Genomic DNA, 21664 nt, shown 5'->3' with positions numbered 1-21664 from the left:
TTTATTCAACCAAATTGCAGTATAGTTTAATAAGAAATTACATATTTATGGTAAAATATACCAAAGAGGTGATGGGAAATTATGAAAAAGAATTATACAGTTTTCTTTTTGTTATTGTTTACTGCATCTATTTCTGGAGGTATGGCACTTAAAGATTATTTTGATTATTCAATGATTATTGGAGTTGGATTAGCTATGATATTTCTTTTTGCTTCTGTTTATTCTCTCGGGAAAAAGAATAGGGATAATAACTTACATAACTAAATAGTTTATGCAACTAACTGATGCTTTAGTTCAATAAGAACAAGCAAAGACCACTATCTTTGTGGTCTTATTTTTTTGTTCAAAATCAATAATCCACTTTAACAGAGCCATTATTTTTAAAAACAAAAAGAGGGCGCCTATTTATCAGTTATTCTGATAGATAAGACAGCCCTTTTTTACTTAATTATTTAGCAACTTCTTCTACAATTGCAATGACCATTTCAGCAGTTTTTACTAACTCTTTAATTGGCATTCTTTCATTTGTAGTGTGGATTTCTTCATAACCGATTGCTAAGTTTACAATTGGGAAACCGTGACCTGCGAATACGTTCGCGTCAGATCCTCCACCACTTTGTTGTAATGCAGGAGTACGTCCAATTTTTTCTGCTGCACGTTTTGCAACTTCAACAACGTGGTCTCCTTCACCAAATTTAAATCCTGGGTACATAATTTGAACTTCTACTTCAGCACGTCCACCCATTTCAGTAGCTACTTCTTCAAAAGCAGCTTTCATTTTAGCTACTTGAGCTTCCATTTTTTCACCGATTAATGAACGAGCTTCAGCTAAAATATTCACTTGATCGCATACGATATTTGTTGCACTTCCACCTTCGAAACGTCCGATATTAGCAGTCGTTTCTTCGTCGATTCGACCAAGTGGCATTCTTGCAATTGCTTTTGAAGCAATTGTAATCGCTGAAACACCTTTTTCAGGTGCAACACCTGCATGTGCTGTTTTACCATAAATAGTAGCAATTACTTTAGCTTGAGTTGGAGCTGCTACGATAATGTTACCTACTTCTTCATCGCTATCTAATGCATATCCAAATTTAGTTGTAATTAACTTAGGATCCATTGCTTTAGCACCATGTAATCCAGATTCTTCACCAACTGAGATAATGAATTGGATTTCACCATGCTCAATATTTTGTTCTTTAATGATTTTAACAGCTTCTAAAAATGCTGCGATACCAGCTTTATCATCTGCACCTAGAATTGTAGTTCCGTCAGTAACGATATATCCATCTTTGATTGATGGCTTGATACCATTACCTGGAGTTACTGTATCCATATGACAAGAGAAGAAAATACCGTCAACGCCTTCTTTAGTAGCAGGAATTGTAGCAACAATATTTCCAGCACCGTGACCTGTAACACCCATCGTGTCGTCTTCAAAAACATTCATTCCAAGGGCTTCTAATTTTTGTTTTAAAACCTTTGCAATTTCAGCTTCAAACTTAGTTTCAGAGTCTACTTGTACTAATTCTAAAAATTCTTCTACTACACGTTGTTCATTAATCATTTGTGTCATGCCTCCATATTGTATATGTAAAAAAATGTCTACAAAGGTATATTACCATGTTTTTTTGCTGGGCGCTTTTCATTTTTGTTTTTTAATACTTCTAAAGATTGAATAAGCTTTTTTCTAGTCATCCTTGGATCTATAACATCGTCAACTAAACCGTATTTTGCAGCAACGTAAGGATTAGAAAATTTCTCTTTATATTGATCCATCCATTCTGATCTTAACTCATCTGGTCGATTACTTTGAGAGATTTCTTTTCCGTATAAAATATTTACAGCACCTGCAGCACCCATTACAGCGATTTCAGCGTTTGGCCATGCAAATACTAAATCTGCTCCAATTGATTTACTATTTAATGCAACGTATGCTCCACCAAATGCTTTTCTCGTAATGACTGTAACTTTTGGAACTGTTGCCTCAGAGTACGCATATAAAAGCTTAGCACCATGCCTTATTATACCTCCATGCTCCTGTTTTACACCAGGGAAAAACCCTGTCACATCAACAAAAGTGATGATTGGTATATTAAAACTATCACAAAAACGAATAAATCTTGCCCCTTTATCAGCTGAATGTAAATCTAAACCTCCAGCCATGAATTTAGGTTGATTACAAACGAGACCTACTACTTCACCATTTAATCTAGCAAAACCTACAACTAAATTTTTAGCGAAATCTTTTTGAACCTCAAAAAAGGAATCATCATCTACAATCATATCTATTATTTTTTTAACATCATAAGGTCGACTACTTTCATCAGGAATTAGCTCCATTAAATCATCAAGATCTTTTTCGGTTTTCATTTTAGTTGGTGGTTTTTCTTCCCAATGAGCCGGTAAATACTCTATTAAATTTCTAACGATCTTAAGGGCTTCTTCTTCCGACCCAGCTTGGAAATGAGCATTTCCACTTATCTCATTATGGACTTTAGCTCCACCTAAATCCTCTGCAGAGATTTTCTCACCTGTTACACTTTCGATTACTTTAGGTCCCGTAATAAACATTTGGCTAGTTCCATTAACCATGACAACGAAGTCAGTAATTGCTGGAGAATAGACTGCACCACCTGCACAAGGCCCCATAATAACTGAAATTTGTGGTACAACCCCTGAATAAATCGTATTACGATAAAAAACATGTCCATAACCATCTAAAGAAAGGACACCTTCTTGGATTCTAGCTCCACCTGAATCATTTAATCCAATAATCGGAGCCTTACACTGTACTGCCATATCCATTAATTGACTTATTTTTTTCGCATGCATTTCACCTAAAGCACCGCCGAACACAGTAAAATCTTGCGAAAAAACAAATACCGTTCGATCGTTAATTTTGCCATAACCTGTGACAACTCCATCACATGCACCATTTTGTTCATCCATTCCAAAATCTGAACAACGATGCTCGACAAAACTAAATAACTCAACAAAACTCCCTTCATCTAATAGCATGTCAATTCTTTCTCGTGCTGTAAACTTTCCACGTTCATGTTGTTTCTCAATCCGTTCAAATCCTCCACCTTGCTCTATTTCAGATTTCTTTTCATATAGTTTATAAAGATCATCATACTTGCTCATTAAACTCCCCCCTTTTTTGAACAATTTCGATTAATACTCCAAATTGTTTAGGGTGGATAAAGGCAACTTTTGACCCCTCACTCCCATTACGTGGTGAATGATGGATTAAATTGAATTGGCGTTTTTTTAGTTCTAATAGTGATTTTTCGATGTCATCTACTTGAAAAGCAATATGATGCAATCCTTCACCTTTTTTTTCAATATATTTATGTACAGGATTCGTTGATGTAAGTGGTTGGATTAATTCGATGTTAATTTTATTTGTTTTAAAAAATGCGACTTCTACACCTTGGTCTTCATCTATTTCTCGATATGAGTATGATAAGCCTAAATCACCCTCATACTTTTTAATACTATCGTTTAAATTTTTTACACAGATTGCCATATGATCTATATTTGTAAACATTTTTTTCCCTCTCCTTCAATTCAATGCTTTTTTTTAGAAACATATGAGATTTTTTATGTACTGTAATCTGTTCAAAATTACATAAACTATTATTTAAACAATATTCAAGAAAGTGGACAAACATGATTAAAAACCGTAGCAGTATCCAACCGTATTTTAAGAGATAACACTGAAAATGAAGTTATGATTTTGAATCAAGAGAACAATTAAGCTAAACACCAAAACTACAAGCAATTAAAAAAAGTTCGACGGCATTCCCCTCACTTTTTCTCTTTTCATAAAACAATCTGACTACTTATCAACCGAATTGTTATTTAGACTCGATATAAAAGACTTATTTTTCCAAAAAAAAGTGCAATTATTGCAGTTTTTTGTAGTTTGTAAACCTACTAGATTACATGATAATATAACCTCGTTATCACTATTTGTTAACTAGGGAGGAATTTAAGTGAGCAAAAAAGTTTTAGCAGTTGGGTTATCTTTAGGATTAGCAGCAAGTAGTTTTTCAGTAACAAATACATATGCTGCACCAAAAAATGTGTTATCTAGCTACAAGTACAATGAATCTGTAGGATCACCTGAATTTGTTTCAGGTCAGCTGACAAAGACATCTACTCAAAGTCCTGAGAGCATTGTACTAGGCTATGTCAATGCTAACAAAGATAAATTTAAACTCGGTTCGAAATCCTCAGATGAATCATTCATTATTAAATCTAGCAATAAAGATATTTTAGGAACCGCTCTTCGACTACAACAAGTATATAATGGTGTACCTGTTTGGGGCTCTACTCAAACAGCATTAGTTGCAGACGATGGTGTTCTAACAGCTTTCTCTGGTACGGTAGCACCTAATCTAGATACGAAAAAAGGACTTAAATCTGAAAAGAAAGTAAATGCCAACAAATCTATTAAAATTGCAGAAGCCGACCTTGGTTATACTCCTATCTATGAAAAAGACCCTACAGCAGATCTAGTTGTTTACACAAATGGTGATGAAGCTACTTACGCTTACCTTGTAAACTTAAACTTCCTTTCTCCTAAACCAGGAAACTTTAATTATTTCATTGATGCATCAACTGGAAAAATATTAAATAGCTATAATAATTTAGACGAAGCAGATAGTAGTGCCCCTCCTACAAAACCTGGTGGAACAACAAGTAGTACGAATACAACTGGAACAGGAGTTGGCGTGCTTGGTGATACAAAAACACTAAATATGACTGTATCAGGTTCAACTTATTATTTACAAGATAACACTAGAGCCTCAGGTGGTATTTTCACTTATGATGCGGCTAACAAAACACGTCTTGCTGGTACACTTTGGACAAGTCCTGATAATCTGCTAAATAGCACTTATGATGCAGCTGCAGTTGACGCACATTATTTTGCTGGATTAACATTTGATTATTATAAAACTGTTTTTAATCGTAATTCCTATGATAATAAAGGCGGTGCACTAAAATCGAGTGTCCATTATGGCCGTAATTACAACAATGCGTTTTGGAACGGGACGCAAATGGTTTATGGCGATGGTGATGGTACAACATTTATTCCATTATCAGGTGGTATTGACGTAGTAGCACATGAGTTAACTCACGCTGTAACAGAAACTAGCTCAAATTTAACTTATCAGAATGAATCTGGTGCACTAAACGAAGCAATTTCTGATATTTTTGGTACATTAATAGAGTTCTATAATAATAAAAATCCTGATTACCTGATTGGTGAAGATATTTATACACCAAAAATTGCAGGTGATGCACTTCGTTCGATGAGTGACCCAACTAAATATGGAGATCCAGATAACTATGCAAATCGTTACACTGGTACATCTGATAATGGAGGAGTTCATACAAATAGCGGTATTATTAATAAAGCTGCTTACTTAATTGCTAATGGTGGAACTGCTTATGGCGTGTCTGTTACGGGGATCGGAAATGATAAACTAGCTCAAATTTTCTATCGTGCAAATACTGTTTACTTAACAGCTTCCTCTACTTTCAGTCAAGCTCGTGCGGCATGTGTGAAAGCAGCTTCTGACCTTTACGGTACCAGCTCCGCTGAAGTAACTACTGTAAATAAAGCATTTGACGCGGTTGGAGTTAAGTAAAATTTTAATTACATTTTGAGTAAATAAGGGATGTCTCGTAAGCTAAAAATGCTTATGAGACCCTTTTTTATTTTGGCATAATACAGCGTATTAATTAGGCAAGGATGGGAGCTACTAAAAAAGAGGCTTAGACTGTAAAAAATATCCTACATATGCTAAAATAGGACAACACTTGTATGATTCTAATAAAAAATTAATAAATTGTAATTCTTTAATATAAGGTGGTAATCACATGAGAAAAAAAACACAAAAAGTAGTTGTTATGATTATGTTAATTTCAATGCTTGCTACTACTTTACTTGCAGGTATCGCTGCTATGTTATAAAAGGCCAAATAATATGGAAAAAGAGGATTCATCAACAAGATCTTGAGATTTTGATGGTGAATCCTCTTTATTATCTGATTGCACCTTGTTCACGAGCTAGTTGTTCAAATGAACTTGATGATGTTGTGATTAACACTTTCGTTCCATATGGGATTTTATCAAAAAGTTCATTTACATCATTTGTATACATTCTTACACATCCATTTGATATATATTTACCAATTGTTGAAGGGTCATTATTTCCATGAATACCATAAATCGAACCATCAGTACCTAATGCGTCAAAACCAATCCATCTAGTTCCTAGAGGATTTTTAGGATCCCCTCCTGGAATATTCTTTTTGCGCCAATATGGATTTTTGGCTTTATATGTAATATTAAAAATACCTTCAGGAGTTAAATCTGCTGTTTTTCCGGTAGCAATTCGATAAATCCTTAGAACTTTACCATCTTCTATATATGCCAAATTATTTACTTCTTTATTAATAATAATAAATGGTTCGCCTACCCTTGGATTTTGTCCAAGTGGCCATACTGGACCAATTACTAAAAGTAGTGATAGAACTAGTTTAAGCAAATAAAGCAACCCCTTTTTAATTTCACTTAGCGTATTTCCCCTTAAACTTCGATTTCAAAATCAAAAAACTTTCCATTTCATTGATGATTGTTAATACCGATGCTCTAGTTTCAAAATCATCAGATGTTTGTGGTAACGGCATCGCCCGAAACATACCATAGATTTCTTCCAACTGATATAAACATATAGCTCCACTTATGATCGGGTTAATTGAAAAGCTTAGATCTTTAAAAAATTTGGATAAAATATGAGATTGTTCGTTACTCACTTTAATGTCACAAACCGTGTCAATAATACGGTGAATAATTTCAAGTTGCCGCTCTCTTAATAAAAAGTATTCATAATCTTCATCATTCGAGGATTTAAAATAATGATTATCGATTTCTAATTTAGAAATTCTCTTTGCTTCTTGAAGCAATTTTACTGTTTCATCATATTCTTCTAAAAAACATTTATTAGCTGGTTCTTTTAAATAAATAGAAATCTTCTCAAAAATAAAACAAAATTTAGAATCAATTTGTACTTTAAAGCTTTTTATTTGATTATCTAAACTAGGCATATATAAATTACAAAGTAAAGCTACACCAATTCCTATTACAATTACAGTTAACTCATCTACTATTATTGAAGATGTAATGTTTTTTAGACCATATAGATGTAGCATGATCACTGCACTAGAAATGACTCCTTCTTGAATTTTAAGCTTTACTAAGCTTGGAATAAAAAATAAAAGTAATAGTCCAATCGCTAAAGGTGTATAACCAAAAATATGAAAGAAAAAAATACAAAAAAGGATGATCAGCACGCATGCAGAAAACCTTCTTAACGCTGTATCTAATGAACGTTTTTTAGTAGTTTGTATACATAATATTGTTAATGTTCCAGCAGACGCGTAAAAATGAACTCCCACCGATTGTGCAATAAAAATTGCAACTGCACTCCCTAACGCCGTTTTAACAATCCTTGAACCAATTCTATACATAATATCACCTATTATTTATGTTTTACTTTATGTCGTATTTGATTCATTCAATAGGTTAATATTTCTAATGAAAATTTCATCTCATAATTACGCTTAATAAAAAATAGATTGGTAAAAATATCATTATTCTAATAAAAGGTGTGAATTTATGAGTTCAAAATATTGCCATGAATCGCGTTCAGCATTAACTGTTCGAGTTTTCCCTACTGACCTAAACAATCACCAAACATTATTTGGTGGAAAAATTCTTGCTGACATGGATATGACTGCTTCAATTACTGCTTCTAAACATTCAAGATTGAAATGTGTCACTGCTTCGATCGACCATGTAGACTTCTTACATCCTGTTACAGAAGAGGATTGTATCTCTTATGAATCCTTTGTCGTCGTTACAGGAACTTCATCTATGGTAATTTTCGTAAAAGCGATTGCAGAGAACTTGATTACAGGCAATCGCCGCGTTGCAGCTGCTTCATTTTTAACATTTGTTGGGATGAAAGATAATAAAACGGTACCAGTTCCAACGATCATTCTTGAAACCGAAGAAGAACGAGAACTTGCTGAAATAGCAAAAGTAAGAATCGAAAATCGTAAAAATAATAAACTAATAAGTAAAAACATTGAATCGATTATCTCTACAAAACCTTTAAAATTAAAACAAAGTGATGAGTAAATTAATTTGTTCCTAAATAAAAAAGAAACTGAGAAATTTTCTTCAGTTTCTTTTTTTCTAATTATGATTAATGCGTAGAAACACCAGATACCCCATGGCCAGTATTAGACTTCACAAGAATTTCATCAAATTTAGCTTCATTTTCTTTCCTACTTGATAGAATTGTACCTAAATAAGCAGCTATGAATCCTAAAGGAATCGATATAATCCCCGGATTCGTTAAATTAATTAATGGATTTCCAACAAAAATGGCTTTTCCTTCTATAGGACTCCAAATATTTGGACTTATCGCTACTAGTATGATTGCAGATAGTAATCCAGTTAACATACCAGTAATTGCGCCAGTCGTATTAAAACGTTTCCAATAGATTGTAAAGAGTATGACTGGTAAGTTCGCACTTGCAGCAACAGCAAATGCTAAGGATACTAAAAAGGCAACATTTAATGTTTGTGCAAATATTGCAAGTAAGATTGAGATTAAAGCAACTCCAATCGATGCATATCTAGCCATTGAAACTTGCTCTTTTTCAGTTGCTTTACCTTGTTTTAAGATTTCATTGTAAAAATCATGTGCAAAGGCAGATGCAGCAGTTAATACTAGCCCTGCTACTACTGCAAGTATAGTTGCAAATGCTACAGCTGAAACAAAGGCAAATAAAAAGTTGCCACCTAATACTTCAGCTAAAAGTGGCGCCGCCATATTTCCTGCTGGATTTGCTTTTATAATCTCAGAATTTCCAACAAATGCAGCTGCCCCAAATCCAAGGAAAATGGTCATGATGTAAAATGCTCCGATTAACCAAGTTGCATAAACGACTGATTTTCGTGCCGTTTTCGCATCACGCACTGTAAAGAAGCGGACCAGTATATGAGGTAATCCGGCAGTTCCAAGAACAAGTGCTAAATTTAATGAAATTGTATCTAATCCATTTGTGTATTTTACACCTGGATTTAAAAACGAGTCCTTTAGAGGAGTTGCCGTTCTCATTTGACTAAACATTTCATTAATGTTGAAATTAAATTTAGCAAAAACGATGATTGAAATGACTAATGTTCCAAGCATTAGAAGGATTGCCTTTACGATTTGAACCCAACTAGTAGCCCTCATACCTCCAAATATTACATATACAGTCATTAAAATACCTACTATTAAAACAGCTTTCGTATAATCAATTCCAAGTAATAATTTAATCAGTGCACCAGCACCAACTAGTTGTGCAATCATATAAAAGATTGAAATCGTCATTGTGTTTAACGCGGCTACCCCTCTTACTTTTCTTTGATCAAATCGCGCAGCAATCATATCTGCTAAGGTGTATTTTCCAAGATTTCGTAAAGGCTCTGCTACTAAATATAAAACGACTAAATATGCAACTAAAAATCCGATGCTATAGAAAAATCCATCGAATCCAGTTAAAGCGATTGCACCTGCAATTCCTAAAAAGGATGCTGCTGACATATAGTCACCTGCAATTGCAAATCCATTTTGCCATCCTGTCAATCCACCGCCTGCTGTATAAAAATCTTTCGCATCTTTTGTTTTTTTAGAAGCGAAATATGTAATAACTAGCGTTCCTAGTACGATAATTAAAAATAATGTAAATGCCGTCGTATTCAAACTTCCTCCCCTCCTTTATTTAACTTTTCCAATACACCATCAGCCATTTTGTCAAAGGATTCAGCTTTCTTACTGTAAATCATACATAATACCCATGTCATAACAAATTGAGCAAATGCAAACATCCAAGCCCATGTTACCTCCCCAAATGCTTTTGTATTTAGTGCTTTAGAATAAGAAGTCATTAATGGTAATGCAATGTAAAAACAAAAAAAGAATAAAGACATTGGTAGAATAAACTTTCTTTTTGCTTTCAATAACTGCTTAAACTCATCAGATTTTGCCACTTCCGAGTATTTGCTTTGAGTTATACTCGTACTAGAATTTTTGTCCAATTCCATCATCATACTCTCCTTTCAAGTTTTTATTTCTTGAAAAATTTGAAGATATTATTGCAATTAAAATGAAAGAATATTCAGAAACTAAGATAATTTTATTTCATTTTGATCCACTTTAATAAATGTTTTCGATAGACAAGAATTAACAAGTTCTAATGATTTATTTTTTTTTTTGTAAAATTTGAGTACAAACTGAAGTTGAAATACAAGAAACACACGCTAACTTACATACCTAAAACATAATTAGACATTTTTTTAGTAATTCAATGAATTTTTTGTCAATAAAAAAATCCCTCTTTTCAGATGAAAAGTAGGGATTCTTCACATTTAAGTGATGACTTATAAAACTTTCTCAAGGAATAACTTAGCACGATTTGTTTTTGGTCTTGTGAATAATTCGATTGGAGTTGCATCCTCAACTAGATTTCCTTCGTCTAGGAATAGAATTCGATCTGCAACTTCCTTTGCAAAACCCATTTCATGTGTAACGATGACCATTGTCATACCAGTATGAGCTAATGATTTCATTACTTCAAGTACTTCTTTTACCATCTCTGGATCTAAAGCTGATGTTGGTTCATCAAATAGCATTACTTTAGGTTCCATTGCAAGTGCTCTTGCTATAGCTACACGTTGTTTCTGACCACCTGAAAGTTTAGGTGGATATACGTTTGCTTTTTCAAGAAGTCCAACTTTTTCAAGAAGTGCCTTTGCATTTTCTTCTGCTTTAGCCTTACTCATACCTTTTACATTAATCGGGGCATACGTAATATTTTCTAGTACTGTCATATGTGGGAACAAATGAAAATGCTGGAATACCATACCTACTTCTTCACGTATTTTCATTATATTACTTTTAGGATTTGTAATTTCAATATCATCCATCCAAATTTCACCATCTGAAGGAGTTTCTAATAAATTCATACAACGCAAAAATGTAGATTTACCAGAACCAGATGGGCCAATTACAGCAACTACAGACCCTTGTTCAATTATAGTTGTGATTCCTTTTAATACATGAACATTTCCAAAGCTTTTATTTAAATTAGTAATTCTAATCATTTGTACGCATTCTCCTTTCAACTGATTTACCCAGAAGGGATAGGATCATAATGATAATGTAATAGATTGCTGCTACAAAAATAAGTGGCTCCATAAATGAGTACGTCTCTCCACCTACTAAGAATGCTCTTCTCATTAAATCAGATGCACCAATTACTGTTACCATTGCTGATTCCTTCGTTAATGTAATAAACTCATTCATCAAAGCTGGTAAAATATTTTTAAATGCTTGAGGTAAAATAATTTTTGACATCATTTTACGGTAAGGGATACCTAAAGCTGAAGCAGCTTCTTGTTGACCTTTATCTACTGCTAGTATACCTGCACGGATGATCTCTGATACATAAGCTCCTGAATTCAATCCAAAAGCCAATACCGCTGCGGGGAACTTTTCGATATCGAAACCAATTAATTGTGGTAAACCATAATAAATGATCATTAATTGCAAAACCATCGGTGTTCCACGAAAAATTGAAGTATAAAAATCAGCTAATACAACTAACCATTTTGCACGGCTAATTTTCATTAATGCAAGTAAAATTGCTAAAACAAGACCTAATAAAATTGAACAAACAACTACTAATAGTGTTAATTTTAATCCGGCCAATATATATGGAATTGAAGGGACAATTTGAGAAAAATCTAAGTTCATATTGTAGTACTCCTTTACTATTTGTCTTTAAATTGAAAGTTTATTCGACAAAGCCTGTTTAGATAAAGAGCACTGGTTTAGAAACCAATGCCCTTTGTTTCATATAATTCATATCCAATGGATTGCTCATATTCTGTTAATGCTTCATCTAAGATTGCTAGCCCATCATCGATTTGATTCTTCGTAACTGTTAATGGTGGAATCATTCGAATTACTTCACTGTTATTACCACAGAAGTAGAATAAAACACCTTTTTCCAAAGCAAGATCAAGAATTTTAAATAAACCATCACCGTTTGGTTCTTTTGTAGCTGGATTAATGATTTCAATGCCGATCATTAAACCAATAGAGCGAATGCTTCCAATTACTGAATGCTTTTCTTTTAATGCATTCAGTTTTTCTACTGCGTAAGCTCCAACTTCTCTCGTATTTTCTAAAAGCTTTTCTTCTTTTATAATTTCTAAAACAGCCAACGCAGCTGAACAAGCTATTGGATTTCCTCCAAATGTTGTTCCGTGACTACCTAGTGGCCACTGTTTCATTAGTTCATTTGATGCTACAGTCGCACTTAAAGGAATACCATTTGCAATACCTTTTGCAATTGCCATAATATCTGGCGTTACATCAAAAGTATGTGCAGCAAACCAATCTCCTGTACGTCCAAATCCAGTTTGAACTTCATCAAAAATTAGTAAAATATTATTTTTATCACAGATTTCTCGTATTTTCTTTAACCATGCCTTAGGTGGTACTATATATCCACCTTCACCTAGAACTGGCTCTACAATAACTGCAGCTACTTCTTCTGGTGTTACTTGATGATTAAATAAACGTTTAAAATCTTTTTCTAATTGCTCTACTACATATTGTTCTTCATCATAACCTTCAGGGCATTCGGAAACATTTGCATAAGGTATTTGATAAGAGCCTGTTGGTTGTAAAAATTTTCGATACTTACTTTTTGAAGTCGTAACGCTTAGAGCTCCCATAGAACGGCCATGGAAACAACCAATAAATGAAACAATATATGGACGTTTAGTAGCATGTTTAGCTAGCTTAATCGCACCTTCAATCGCTTCAGTTCCACTATTACCAAAAAAGAAAGTATCTAAATTACCAGGAAGAATTTCAGCCAACTCATCTGCTAGCTTTAAAATCGATTCGTAAATAATAACACCCGATGGACCATGTGCTAAAGAATCTGCGCCATCTTTAATTGCCTGTACTACTTTTGGATGACGATGTCCAACATTTGTAGTAGCAATACCAGATGTAAAGTCTAAGTACTCTTTACCATCTACACCATAATAGTAACAGCCTTCTTCCTTTACAACTGGTAAATTAGGATGATCCTTTGCCATGCTTGGTGCAAGACGTAAAGGCATTTTTTCTAATAAGTGACTCCAATCTTTCTCCATCAATAATTCCTCCCCTGATTACAACAAAAACTTATCATTTCTATATCTTCCGCCATACCCTATTGGGTTATCTTTAAAACTATTAAAATCTTACGTTTTACTTCAATTCACCGAACCATTTTTTAATTAATTTATCAACAGTTCCATCAGCTTTTAATTCTTTTAGTGCTTTATCAAATTTAGGAGTTAATTTACTACCTTTTGGAAGAGCTACTGCTGAACCAGATTGTTCAAAGAAATCTTGCATTAATTCACCTTGCATTTGAGGTAATTTATTTAAATAGCCACTTGCTACAGATTGTTCGATAACAACAGCATCAAATCTTCCAGCTTTTAATTCTTCTACCATCTCAGGAATACGGTTACGGTTTTCAACTTTAAATCCAACCTTTTTAGAAACTTCAATTGCTTTTGTTTCTTGAATTGAACCAGCTTGTACTCCGACTGTTTTTCCCTTTAAATCTTCAACACTTTTAATATTTGAATCTTTATTTACAATTATTTCATTTTGATCAGTGAAATATGGTTCAGTGAAATCTGCATTTTTCGCACGCTCAGGTGTCTTTTTCATACCGGCCATTATAAAATCTACTTTATCTGCATTCATCGCAGTAATTAATGAAGTAAAATCAATATCTTTTACTTTAATTGTGTATCCAGTTTTTTTACCAAGCGCTTTAGCTAAGTCAACATCAAACCCAACTATTTTGTCATTTTTTGTGTCAATAAACTCATAAGGCTTATAATCCGCACTTGTTCCTAAGATTAAGGTTTTATCATCTGACTTGTTACAAGCAGATAACATTCCAATTGATAATGCTGATGCAGCTAAAACTCCGACTATTTTTTTCATAAATGCTTCCCCCTAATTTTTGTAAAATTCAAACTTATTATTTCTATTATCTTTTTTAGTATTCTATTAAACAACCATTTTTTTCGAATGAATAATTATTCTACAAAATGAATTTTAACACATACTAATAAATATGCAAATATATTTTTCAGTAATTCGACAAAAAAATTAGTCATAGCTTAATTTTACAGGGATATTATAATAAAAAAATTTTTATTAATATTCATTACGTTTATATATTTATTCATCCAAGCGAATGAGAGCCTTGTTATTAGACTTTTCAAACCTTTCATAAAGTTTTCGACAATTCTCGCAAATTACTACATTTTTTATTACCGAACACTTTAATTCCCCCAAATTTAAGCGTTTTCATACTTGTTCATAAAAAAAATACCATTGTGGAAATGGTATTATCATAAAAATGATTACATTATTCATTTATAAATTATTTTATTATACTAAAATTTCTTCTTGAATTACTACATCAACAACCTTATTTTCCTTATAATAAAAGGAATAATGATGATTTCGCTCATTATTTAATAGTATTGGAAGAAAATAAGGAATACACTCTCCTACTCCTTGATTTTTTTCATCTATTACCCAATCAATTTTTTTCCAATCTAAAATTCCTTCATCTGTTTTTAATGGCGTATCATATTTTAAGCTATTAGAAACCTCGGCCAGGAATACATACATACCTCCGAAATCCACATTTTCTTCATGCCAGGTCACTTTCCCCTTATAAGTTATATCTTTCAGCTCAATCTGTATTCCTGTTTCTTCTGCAATTTCTCTTTGAACTGATCTTTCGATTGTTTCCCCTTTTTCTATTTTTCCACCAACACCATTCCAAATTCCCATTGTAGGAGCATTTATACGATTTAACATTAATAGTTCATCATTACGTTTGATAAAACATAAAGTATATTTCACAAATTCCCACTTACCTTTCAAGCATATTAGTAAATTTTATTCCTATTAATTATGGCATAATTTGCTAGTATTTTGTTCGCAAAACAACTTTACTAATTATTTAGAATATTTTAAAATTTAATTAATATATTAGAACTACAAAGGAGAGGTGTGTTGTGGATCAATCAAATATTATCGATTTAAACCAGTATAGAAAATTAAAAAAACATAGATCAGAATCCTTCGCTTTTCGCGTAAAATTTGATGAAACAGCATATAAAGATGCATTAATGTTATTAATTTTTACATGCTCTTTAGCTGTATTATCTTTCTTTTTTATCTTTTATTTTATTTACAAAATAATTAACTAAAACGCTTCATTTAAAACACAGTTTACATAATAATATTATTATGTACAAAAAAAGTACAAAAATTTATGGAATTCCCCTCATAAATTTTTGTACTTTTTTATTTACATTTCTTCACAAAATTGATCGAAGTAATTTTGAAGTTTTTGAATGACTTGCATTGGATCATGACCTTCAATTTCATGACGCTCAACCATTGCTACAAGCTCACCGTCTTTTAAAAGTGCAAATGACGGAGATGATGGTGCTTTACCAGTAAAAAATTCACGAGCTCTTGCAGTAGCTTCTTTATCTTGCCCAGCAAACACAGTTACTAATTGGTCAGGTCTTGCATCATAGTGCACTGAATGTGCTGCTGCAGGACGAGCAATACCACCAGCACAACCACATACTGAGTTTACCATTACAAGTGTAGTGCCTTTCTTTTCTAGAGCTTGCTCTACTTCCTCAGGTGTTTTTAACTCTGCATAACCAGCCGCTACGATTTCTTGACGTGCAGTATGGACAACATCATTCATAAAAAAATTAAAATTCATATTCATTTCATCTACTCCTTACATGCTTTTTTTCATCTTACCAATATAGCGGCTATTAATTCAAGCTTTTGAACCTGCTAGTTTTATTATTTTTAATGAATCTTTTAACGCCTTAATTATTCATCCACTAACTCTACAATTACATTCGGTAAATGAGCTAATGTAGATATGGCGTATTGGTAATCTTCATTTAATTCTTCAACAACACGAATGACAGTTACGAATGGATTTTTTACGACAAACTGATCAATCTTTTCCACATCTCCTGCAATAAATAAAACTTTTGCATCAATTTTATTTTTTAATCCGATTGAATGTAATGTGGATAATACATTTTTCATTAGCTCTTCTTCTTGCTCACTAGCACCTTCTAATATTATACAGTCCCAACTTAATAACTTAAGCTGATCAAAAAGAAGTTCGTCCATATCTCTCCCCCCATATCATTTGTTTATACAAATATATGAGGAAATGAACGAAAGCATACTTTTTTAGTATGAGATGAAAAAACTCTACTATTTAAGCTTCACCAATACCGAACGCCAATACTACTAAGAAGAAGAAAATGCATGTGACAATATTTAGGACTACGCCAAGAATAATATTTGTAAGTTTTTTTGAGAGGAATCCAAAAATTACCCCTGTTACTGATAAGATTAAGAAACATAAAAGGAATATGCCTAGTTGTTGAGGGTGATCATTAATAAAAAGAGCTATAACTATACTGATACCAACCATCATTAAAGAAAGCCAACCAAATTTATTCAATATAACTCCCCATCCTAGCTATTTTTATTCTTACATTAAATGTATCACAATTTGTTACTGGAAATAAACGGAAAAAATACTTAATCTAACAAAAAAAGAACGCTTATTTGCGTTCTTTTAAGAATTAACAGTTAATTTTGCATCCGATTCAACCTTGACTGCATTTCTTTTTTGAAAAAGTCGATTTACAAAATACATCATTGGAAAACTTATAAAAGCGATTGCACTAATAATAACAAATCCACGGCCGCCATTTTCATATCCGAAGTAAGCTAATAAACTACCACCTAGCGCAGGACCGAAAACAAAACCGAGTTTTGAAAATCCCATTGCCCCAAAATAAGTTCCCTTTAATTCTTCAGGAGCAAGCTGATCGACAAATACATCTGTAAATGTAAATGCAAATATTTCTCCTACAGTTAACACAATCATTACGAGTGCTAATAAGAAAAAGTTAGTAAATAACCCAAATCCAGCAACAGCTAAACTAACAATCACATTACCAATCATCATAGATACAGTAGGTGAAAAATTCTTCATTCTACTTACAATTGGGAATTGAAGTATGACTACAGTTACTGCATTGATTGTTGTTAAATACGCATACAGTTTAATGCCATTATGAAACTGTGGTGCATTCGCAAAATATTGAGACATTGTTGAAAAGCTTTGTGAATAACCAAGACCATAAAAACAGATTGTTAGAATCGTCAATGCAAAGATGATATCCTTACGTAAAATTGAAAACGATGCCTTCATCGAAACTTTGTTAGTTGCTGAAGCAGACTTTCCTTCTCCAATTTTATACTTTGATAACATAAACAATAATGTTAAACCATAAAAAAAGTACACAATTCCAGATAATACGAATGGCAATGTGCTTTTTGAGCTTCCTAGATATAAACCAACTAAAGGACCTACTGCAACTCCAACATTAATCGCTGCATACCGCAAGTTAAAGACTAACAGTTTTGATTTCTCGTCTGTTAGATCAGAAAGTAATGCTCTTGAAGAAGGTTCAAAAAATGATGAACAAATATTTAAAATCGAGTTCAGCACAAAAAACCAGGCAAATGAATTTCCTAGTCCAAAACCAACTAATGTAATAGACCATAAGAAAATACTCGATAATAAAATAGTTTTCCTTCCAATACGATCAGAAAGAGTTCCTCCAATAAAACTGAAAAATACCCCTAAAAAAGATGAAACCGTTAACATGAGCCCAACCATTGCAGGCGAGATATGTTTAACTGAAGTTAAATAAATAGCTAAAAATGGCATACTTACTGTGCTAGCAAACCTAACGAATAAAGTTCCAATAACGATATTCCAAGCAACAGGATGTACGGCAGATAAATTTTTAAACATCTTATCCCCCCTATTTCTCTAAGATGTCACATATTTGTAAATTATCTTACAAATGTTACAGTTTGTAAAGATTTTAGTCCACAGATCTAAAAGTGAGCCGGATGTTGAGTAAAGGAAAATGGTATTCAAGAAGGCTGGAAAAAGAGGATAATAAGGAAGAGGAATGGCATCCTATTTCCTATTGTTTTTCATATTTCGATACAGATTGTCTTTTAATATTGCCATGAATCGGTTTTTACTATTATCAATCACTTCGAAGCCGTATTTGCGGTATAAGTTGTGAGCATCTCTTGTTTTAAGCATGAATGTCCTTACTGTTGATAGTTTTTCATAACCCATGATTTCTTCCATAAGCCATTTTGATAAGCCTTGTTTACGGTATTCTGGGAGAATAAATACGTCTGCTAAATAAGCAAATGTGACGCCATCTGATACTACTCTTGCGAAGCCTACTTGGGTAAGATCACTTTCTCCTGGTTTCCCCTTGTAAACACCAAAACAGAATGATCCTTTGATAAATCGATCAATATATTCGTAAGGAATTTCATTTGCCCAATATGATTCTTTGTCTAAAAAGTTATAAATAACGTCTCTGTTTAATAATTCTTTATTCGTTGATATGTAATAACCATTTTGTTCAACTAGCATAAATTTCACCTCCACCCATTTTTAAAAAAATACAGAATTTTATAATTATTAATTTTATCATAAATCACTAAAAAAGAGCTATTTTATAATTCAGGATAGAGGCACAATGTTATTGAAAAAATAACTTGTTTAATTACATGGGGTATCTCGATGGCGTTTGTCATTATGCGTGATTTTATTTTTCCTTTATTATAGATAATTGGCGTAATTCATCACTATTTTTGTACATAGAAGAAAGAAATTAGAATAAACCTAATTGAATGGATCTATTTTCGACTATTATTAAGTTAAAATACGATAACCGGTATGGGTAATTTCTTATTTTATTTGGGATACTGTGGGATTTAATTGCGGTTTTGCTATTTTTATTTGCAGATTCTCTATTTTTATTTGCACCTATACTTTTAATTGCTGTTTTACTAAGTTTATTTGTAGTTTCCCTATTTTTATTTTCAGATCCTCTATCTTTATTTGCACCTCCCACGACGATCTAAAAAACATAAAAAAAGAGGCCGCCCAAATGACAACCTCTTTCGTTTATAAATTAATATACGTTCGTATTTTCTTTTGTTGTATTTTCTAGGATTTCTTTTACTCTTCCTAAGAATTTACCACAAATGAATCCGTCAAGAACACGGTGATCAAGTGATAAGCATAGGTTAACCATATCGCGAACGCCAATCATTCCGTTTACAACAGCTGGACGTTTTACGATGCTTTCAATTTGTAAAATTGCAGCTTGTGGGTAGTTAATGATACCTGCGCTTTGAACACTACCAAATGATCCAGTGTTATTTACTGTGAATGTGCCACCTTGCATTTCGTCTGATTTTAATTTACCAGTACGAACTTTTGTAGCTAATTCAGTAATTTCACGTGCGATACCTTTGATTGTTTTCTCATCAGCATTTTTAATTACTGGAACAAATAATGCATCATCTGTTGCAACAGCGATTGATAAGTTAATATCTTTCTTTTGGATGATTTTGTCTCCAGCCCACATTGAATTAATCATTGGGTATTCTTTAAGTGCTTGCGCCACAGCTTTAACAAAGAATGCGAAGAATGTTAAAGAGAAGCCTTCTTTTTTCTTGAAAGAATCTTTCAGGCTGTTTCTGTAATTTACTAAGTTTGTAACATCTACTTCGATCATCATCCAAGCATGTGGAGCTTCATGTTTACTACGTAACATATTTGATGCAATTGCTTTACGTACGCCTGTAACTGGAATTTCAATATCACCAACTGCTGTTGGAATAACAGGTGCTGGTGCTGCAGTAGGTGCTGTCGCTACTTGGGCAGCAGGAGCAGTTTGTGCAACAACTGGTTGAGCTGGAGCTTCAACTGCAACAGGTGCTGGTGCCGCTTGTGGTACACCATTTGCGATTGCATTTAAAACGTCTTTTCGAGTAACTCGACCTTCATTTCCTGTACCTGGAATTAATGAAAGATCAAGATTATTTTCTTGTGCTAAACGAAGTACAGCTGGAGAAAAACGTACTTTACCAGACTCATCAGTTTTAGCAATAGTTTGAACTGGTGCAGCAGCTACAGGAGTTTGTGCTGGTGCTACAAGTGCTGCTTTTTCAGCTGGTTTAGTTTCTTCGATTGTTGTAGCAGCTACTTCACTAGAAGCTCCTTCAACTTCAATCGTACAAATGATTTCACCAACAGCTAAAGTTTCACCTTCATTTGCGATTAATTCTTTAATCACACCAGAAAATGAAGATGGTACTTCAGCATTAACTTTATCTGTCATAACTTCAGCAAGTGGATCGTATTTATTTACACGATCTCCTACTTTTACTAACCAAGTACTGATTGTACCCTCCGTTACACTTTCACCTAATTGAGGCATTTTAATATTTTCGATCATCATTATGTCCCCCTTTTTCAAACAGTGCCATTAAAATGCTGCAAGTTCTCTAGCCGCTTTTTCTACTTTATCTGGATTAACCATGAAGAATTTTTCCATTGTTGGAGAATAAGGCATTGCCGGAACATCAGGGCCAGCAAGGCGTGCGATTGGCGCATCTAATTCAAATAAGCAATTTTCAGCAATAATTGCTGCAACTTCGCTCATTATACTTCCTTCTTTATTATCTTCAGTTACTAATAAAACTTTTCCTGTTTTAGAAGCAGCTTCGATAATAGATTCTTTATCTAATGGATAAATTGTACGTAAGTCTAAAACATGTACAGAAATACCATCTTGAGCTAATTTTTCAGCAGCTTGAAGAGCAAAATGTACACATAATCCGTAAGTGATGATTGTGATATCTTCACCTTCACGTTTTACATCAGCTTTTCCAATTGGAAGTACATAATCAGTTTCAGGTACTTCACCTTTAATTAAACGATAAGCACGTTTATGCTCAAAGAAAATTACTGGGTCGTTATCACGAATTGCTGCTTTTAATAAACCTTTTACATCATAAGGAGTAGAAGGCATTACAATTTTTAATCCTGGTTGACCTGCAAATACCTTCTCAACAGATTGAGAGTGATAAAGTGCACCGTGTACACCGCCTCCATAAGGAGCACGAATTGTAATAGGACAAGTCCAGTCATTGTTTGAACGATAACGAATTCTTGATGCCTCAGAAATAATTTGGTTTACTGCAGGCATAATGAAATCAGCAAATTGCATTTCAGCTACTGGTCTAAGTCCGTACATTGCAGCACCAATACCAACACCAGCAATTGCAGATTCTGCAAGTGGTGTATCTAATACACGATCCTCACCAAATTGATCATAAAGACCATGAGTCGCTTTAAATACTCCACCTTTTAATCCAACGTCTTCCCCTAATACAAATACCTTTGGATCGCGTTCCATTTCCTCTTTTAACGCTAAAGTTACTGCATCTATATAAGACATTACTGCCATATTGTCCTAC

At 33.3% G+C, this 21664-nt stretch carries 23 protein-coding genes; 4 read left to right on the top strand and 19 right to left on the bottom strand.

Translation table 11 applies throughout. The features are described 5' to 3' along the window. The first annotated feature begins 81 nt into the window (after positions 1 to 81). Complete coding sequence (locus ACFVRR_RS09305; RefSeq protein ID WP_387327390.1) at positions 82 to 264, top strand: hypothetical protein; 183 nt, start codon at positions 82 to 84, stop codon at positions 262 to 264. 184 nt (positions 265 to 448) lie between these two features. Here ACFVRR_RS09305 and ACFVRR_RS09300 read toward each other — a convergent pair whose 3' ends face one another. The 3 genes from ACFVRR_RS09300 to mce are packed head-to-tail and all read right to left on the bottom strand — an operon-like array spanning position 449 to position 3553. Next, on the bottom strand, positions 449 to 1567 hold the full coding sequence (locus ACFVRR_RS09300; RefSeq protein WP_387327387.1) for a M20/M25/M40 family metallo-hydrolase: 1119 nt from the start codon (positions 1565 to 1567) through the stop codon (positions 449 to 451). A gap of 38 nt (positions 1568 to 1605) precedes the next feature. Further along, positions 1606 to 3147, bottom strand: a complete 1542-nt coding sequence (locus ACFVRR_RS09295) for an acyl-CoA carboxylase subunit beta (protein ID WP_387327384.1) — start codon at positions 3145 to 3147, stop codon at positions 1606 to 1608. Then, the gene (gene mce / locus ACFVRR_RS09290; RefSeq protein ID WP_335477637.1) at positions 3134 to 3553 is read right to left on the bottom strand and encodes a methylmalonyl-CoA epimerase; all 420 of its coding nucleotides are present in this window, start codon (positions 3551 to 3553) and stop codon (positions 3134 to 3136) included. The genes ACFVRR_RS09295 and mce overlap by 14 nt, the downstream gene beginning before the upstream one ends. Before the next feature lie 448 nt (positions 3554 to 4001). Between mce and ACFVRR_RS09285 the strand changes: the two genes are divergently transcribed. Both ACFVRR_RS09285 and prli42 read left to right on the top strand, forming a co-directional pair. Next, on the top strand, positions 4002 to 5663 hold the full coding sequence (locus ACFVRR_RS09285) for a M4 family metallopeptidase (protein WP_387327380.1): 1662 nt from the start codon (positions 4002 to 4004) through the stop codon (positions 5661 to 5663). A 232-nt stretch (positions 5664 to 5895) separates the two neighbouring features. Next, complete coding sequence (gene prli42, locus ACFVRR_RS09280) at positions 5896 to 5988, top strand: stressosome-associated protein Prli42 (RefSeq protein WP_156339731.1); 93 nt, start codon at positions 5896 to 5898, stop codon at positions 5986 to 5988. 70 nt (positions 5989 to 6058) lie between these two features. Here prli42 and ACFVRR_RS09275 read toward each other — a convergent pair whose 3' ends face one another. Further along, positions 6059 to 6574, bottom strand: a complete 516-nt coding sequence (locus ACFVRR_RS09275) for a L,D-transpeptidase (protein ID WP_025671086.1) — start codon at positions 6572 to 6574, stop codon at positions 6059 to 6061. A 13-nt stretch (positions 6575 to 6587) separates the two neighbouring features. Continuing rightward, positions 6588 to 7547, bottom strand: coding sequence for an aromatic acid exporter family protein (locus ACFVRR_RS09270; protein WP_387327375.1), 960 nt, complete (start codon positions 7545 to 7547; stop codon positions 6588 to 6590). Between the two features lie 148 nt (positions 7548 to 7695). Between ACFVRR_RS09270 and ACFVRR_RS09265 the strand changes: the two genes are divergently transcribed. Further along, positions 7696 to 8220 (top strand): acyl-CoA thioesterase, encoded by a 525-nt coding sequence (locus tag ACFVRR_RS09265; protein ID WP_097974541.1) that lies wholly within the window; start codon positions 7696 to 7698, stop codon positions 8218 to 8220. A gap of 67 nt (positions 8221 to 8287) precedes the next feature. Here ACFVRR_RS09265 and ACFVRR_RS09260 read toward each other — a convergent pair whose 3' ends face one another. From ACFVRR_RS09260 to ACFVRR_RS09195, 14 genes are all read right to left on the bottom strand, one after another. Beyond that, positions 8288 to 9838 (bottom strand): solute symporter family protein, encoded by a 1551-nt coding sequence (locus ACFVRR_RS09260; RefSeq protein WP_387327371.1) that lies wholly within the window; start codon positions 9836 to 9838, stop codon positions 8288 to 8290. Further along, positions 9835 to 10179 carry a DUF485 domain-containing protein gene (locus ACFVRR_RS09255; protein WP_387327368.1) on the bottom strand — a complete coding sequence of 115 codons (345 nt, stop codon included), beginning with the start codon at positions 10177 to 10179 and terminating at the stop codon, positions 9835 to 9837. The genes ACFVRR_RS09260 and ACFVRR_RS09255 overlap by 4 nt, the downstream gene beginning before the upstream one ends. A gap of 336 nt (positions 10180 to 10515) precedes the next feature. Continuing rightward, the gene (locus tag ACFVRR_RS09250) at positions 10516 to 11238 is read right to left on the bottom strand and encodes an amino acid ABC transporter ATP-binding protein (RefSeq protein WP_097974536.1); all 723 of its coding nucleotides are present in this window, start codon (positions 11236 to 11238) and stop codon (positions 10516 to 10518) included. Beyond that, positions 11231 to 11890 carry an amino acid ABC transporter permease gene (locus ACFVRR_RS09245; RefSeq protein WP_097974534.1) on the bottom strand — a complete coding sequence of 220 codons (660 nt, stop codon included), beginning with the start codon at positions 11888 to 11890 and terminating at the stop codon, positions 11231 to 11233. Before ACFVRR_RS09245 ends, ACFVRR_RS09250 begins: the two co-directional genes overlap by 8 nt. A gap of 77 nt (positions 11891 to 11967) precedes the next feature. Further along, positions 11968 to 13308 (bottom strand): aspartate aminotransferase family protein, encoded by a 1341-nt coding sequence (locus ACFVRR_RS09240; RefSeq protein WP_387327364.1) that lies wholly within the window; start codon positions 13306 to 13308, stop codon positions 11968 to 11970. 97 nt (positions 13309 to 13405) lie between these two features. Next, positions 13406 to 14161 carry a transporter substrate-binding domain-containing protein gene (locus ACFVRR_RS09235; protein WP_387327361.1) on the bottom strand — a complete coding sequence of 252 codons (756 nt, stop codon included), beginning with the start codon at positions 14159 to 14161 and terminating at the stop codon, positions 13406 to 13408. Positions 14162 to 14614: 453 nt separating this feature from the next. Next, complete coding sequence (locus ACFVRR_RS09230) at positions 14615 to 15097, bottom strand: NUDIX hydrolase (protein WP_387327358.1); 483 nt, start codon at positions 15095 to 15097, stop codon at positions 14615 to 14617. 451 nt (positions 15098 to 15548) lie between these two features. Then, complete coding sequence (locus ACFVRR_RS09225) at positions 15549 to 15986, bottom strand: BrxA/BrxB family bacilliredoxin (protein WP_387327355.1); 438 nt, start codon at positions 15984 to 15986, stop codon at positions 15549 to 15551. Positions 15987 to 16096: 110 nt separating this feature from the next. Next, positions 16097 to 16408, bottom strand: a complete 312-nt coding sequence (locus ACFVRR_RS09220; RefSeq protein ID WP_387327352.1) for a hypothetical protein — start codon at positions 16406 to 16408, stop codon at positions 16097 to 16099. A gap of 91 nt (positions 16409 to 16499) precedes the next feature. Further along, complete coding sequence (locus ACFVRR_RS09215; RefSeq protein ID WP_387327349.1) at positions 16500 to 16748, bottom strand: hypothetical protein; 249 nt, start codon at positions 16746 to 16748, stop codon at positions 16500 to 16502. Between the two features lie 117 nt (positions 16749 to 16865). After that, positions 16866 to 18116: an MDR family MFS transporter gene (locus tag ACFVRR_RS09210; RefSeq protein WP_387327346.1), complete on the bottom strand. Its 1251-nt coding sequence runs from the start codon at positions 18114 to 18116 to the stop codon at positions 16866 to 16868. Positions 18117 to 18287: 171 nt separating this feature from the next. After that, entirely contained in the window at positions 18288 to 18764 is a 477-nt protein-coding gene (locus tag ACFVRR_RS09205) for a GNAT family N-acetyltransferase (protein ID WP_387327343.1), read from the bottom strand. Positions 18765 to 19308: 544 nt separating this feature from the next. Beyond that, positions 19309 to 20643, bottom strand: a complete 1335-nt coding sequence (locus ACFVRR_RS09200) for a dihydrolipoamide acetyltransferase family protein (protein WP_387327340.1) — start codon at positions 20641 to 20643, stop codon at positions 19309 to 19311. Positions 20644 to 20670: 27 nt separating this feature from the next. Further along, positions 20671 to 21654: an alpha-ketoacid dehydrogenase subunit beta gene (locus ACFVRR_RS09195; RefSeq protein ID WP_025671106.1), complete on the bottom strand. Its 984-nt coding sequence runs from the start codon at positions 21652 to 21654 to the stop codon at positions 20671 to 20673. Positions 21655 to 21664: the final 10 nt, after the last annotated feature.

Origin of the sequence: Gottfriedia sp. NPDC057948 (genome assembly GCF_042887255.1) — a bacterium.
Classification (GTDB): domain Bacteria; phylum Bacillota; class Bacilli; order Bacillales; family Bacillaceae_G; genus Gottfriedia.
This window is presented reverse-complemented; position numbering and strand designations above follow the sequence as displayed.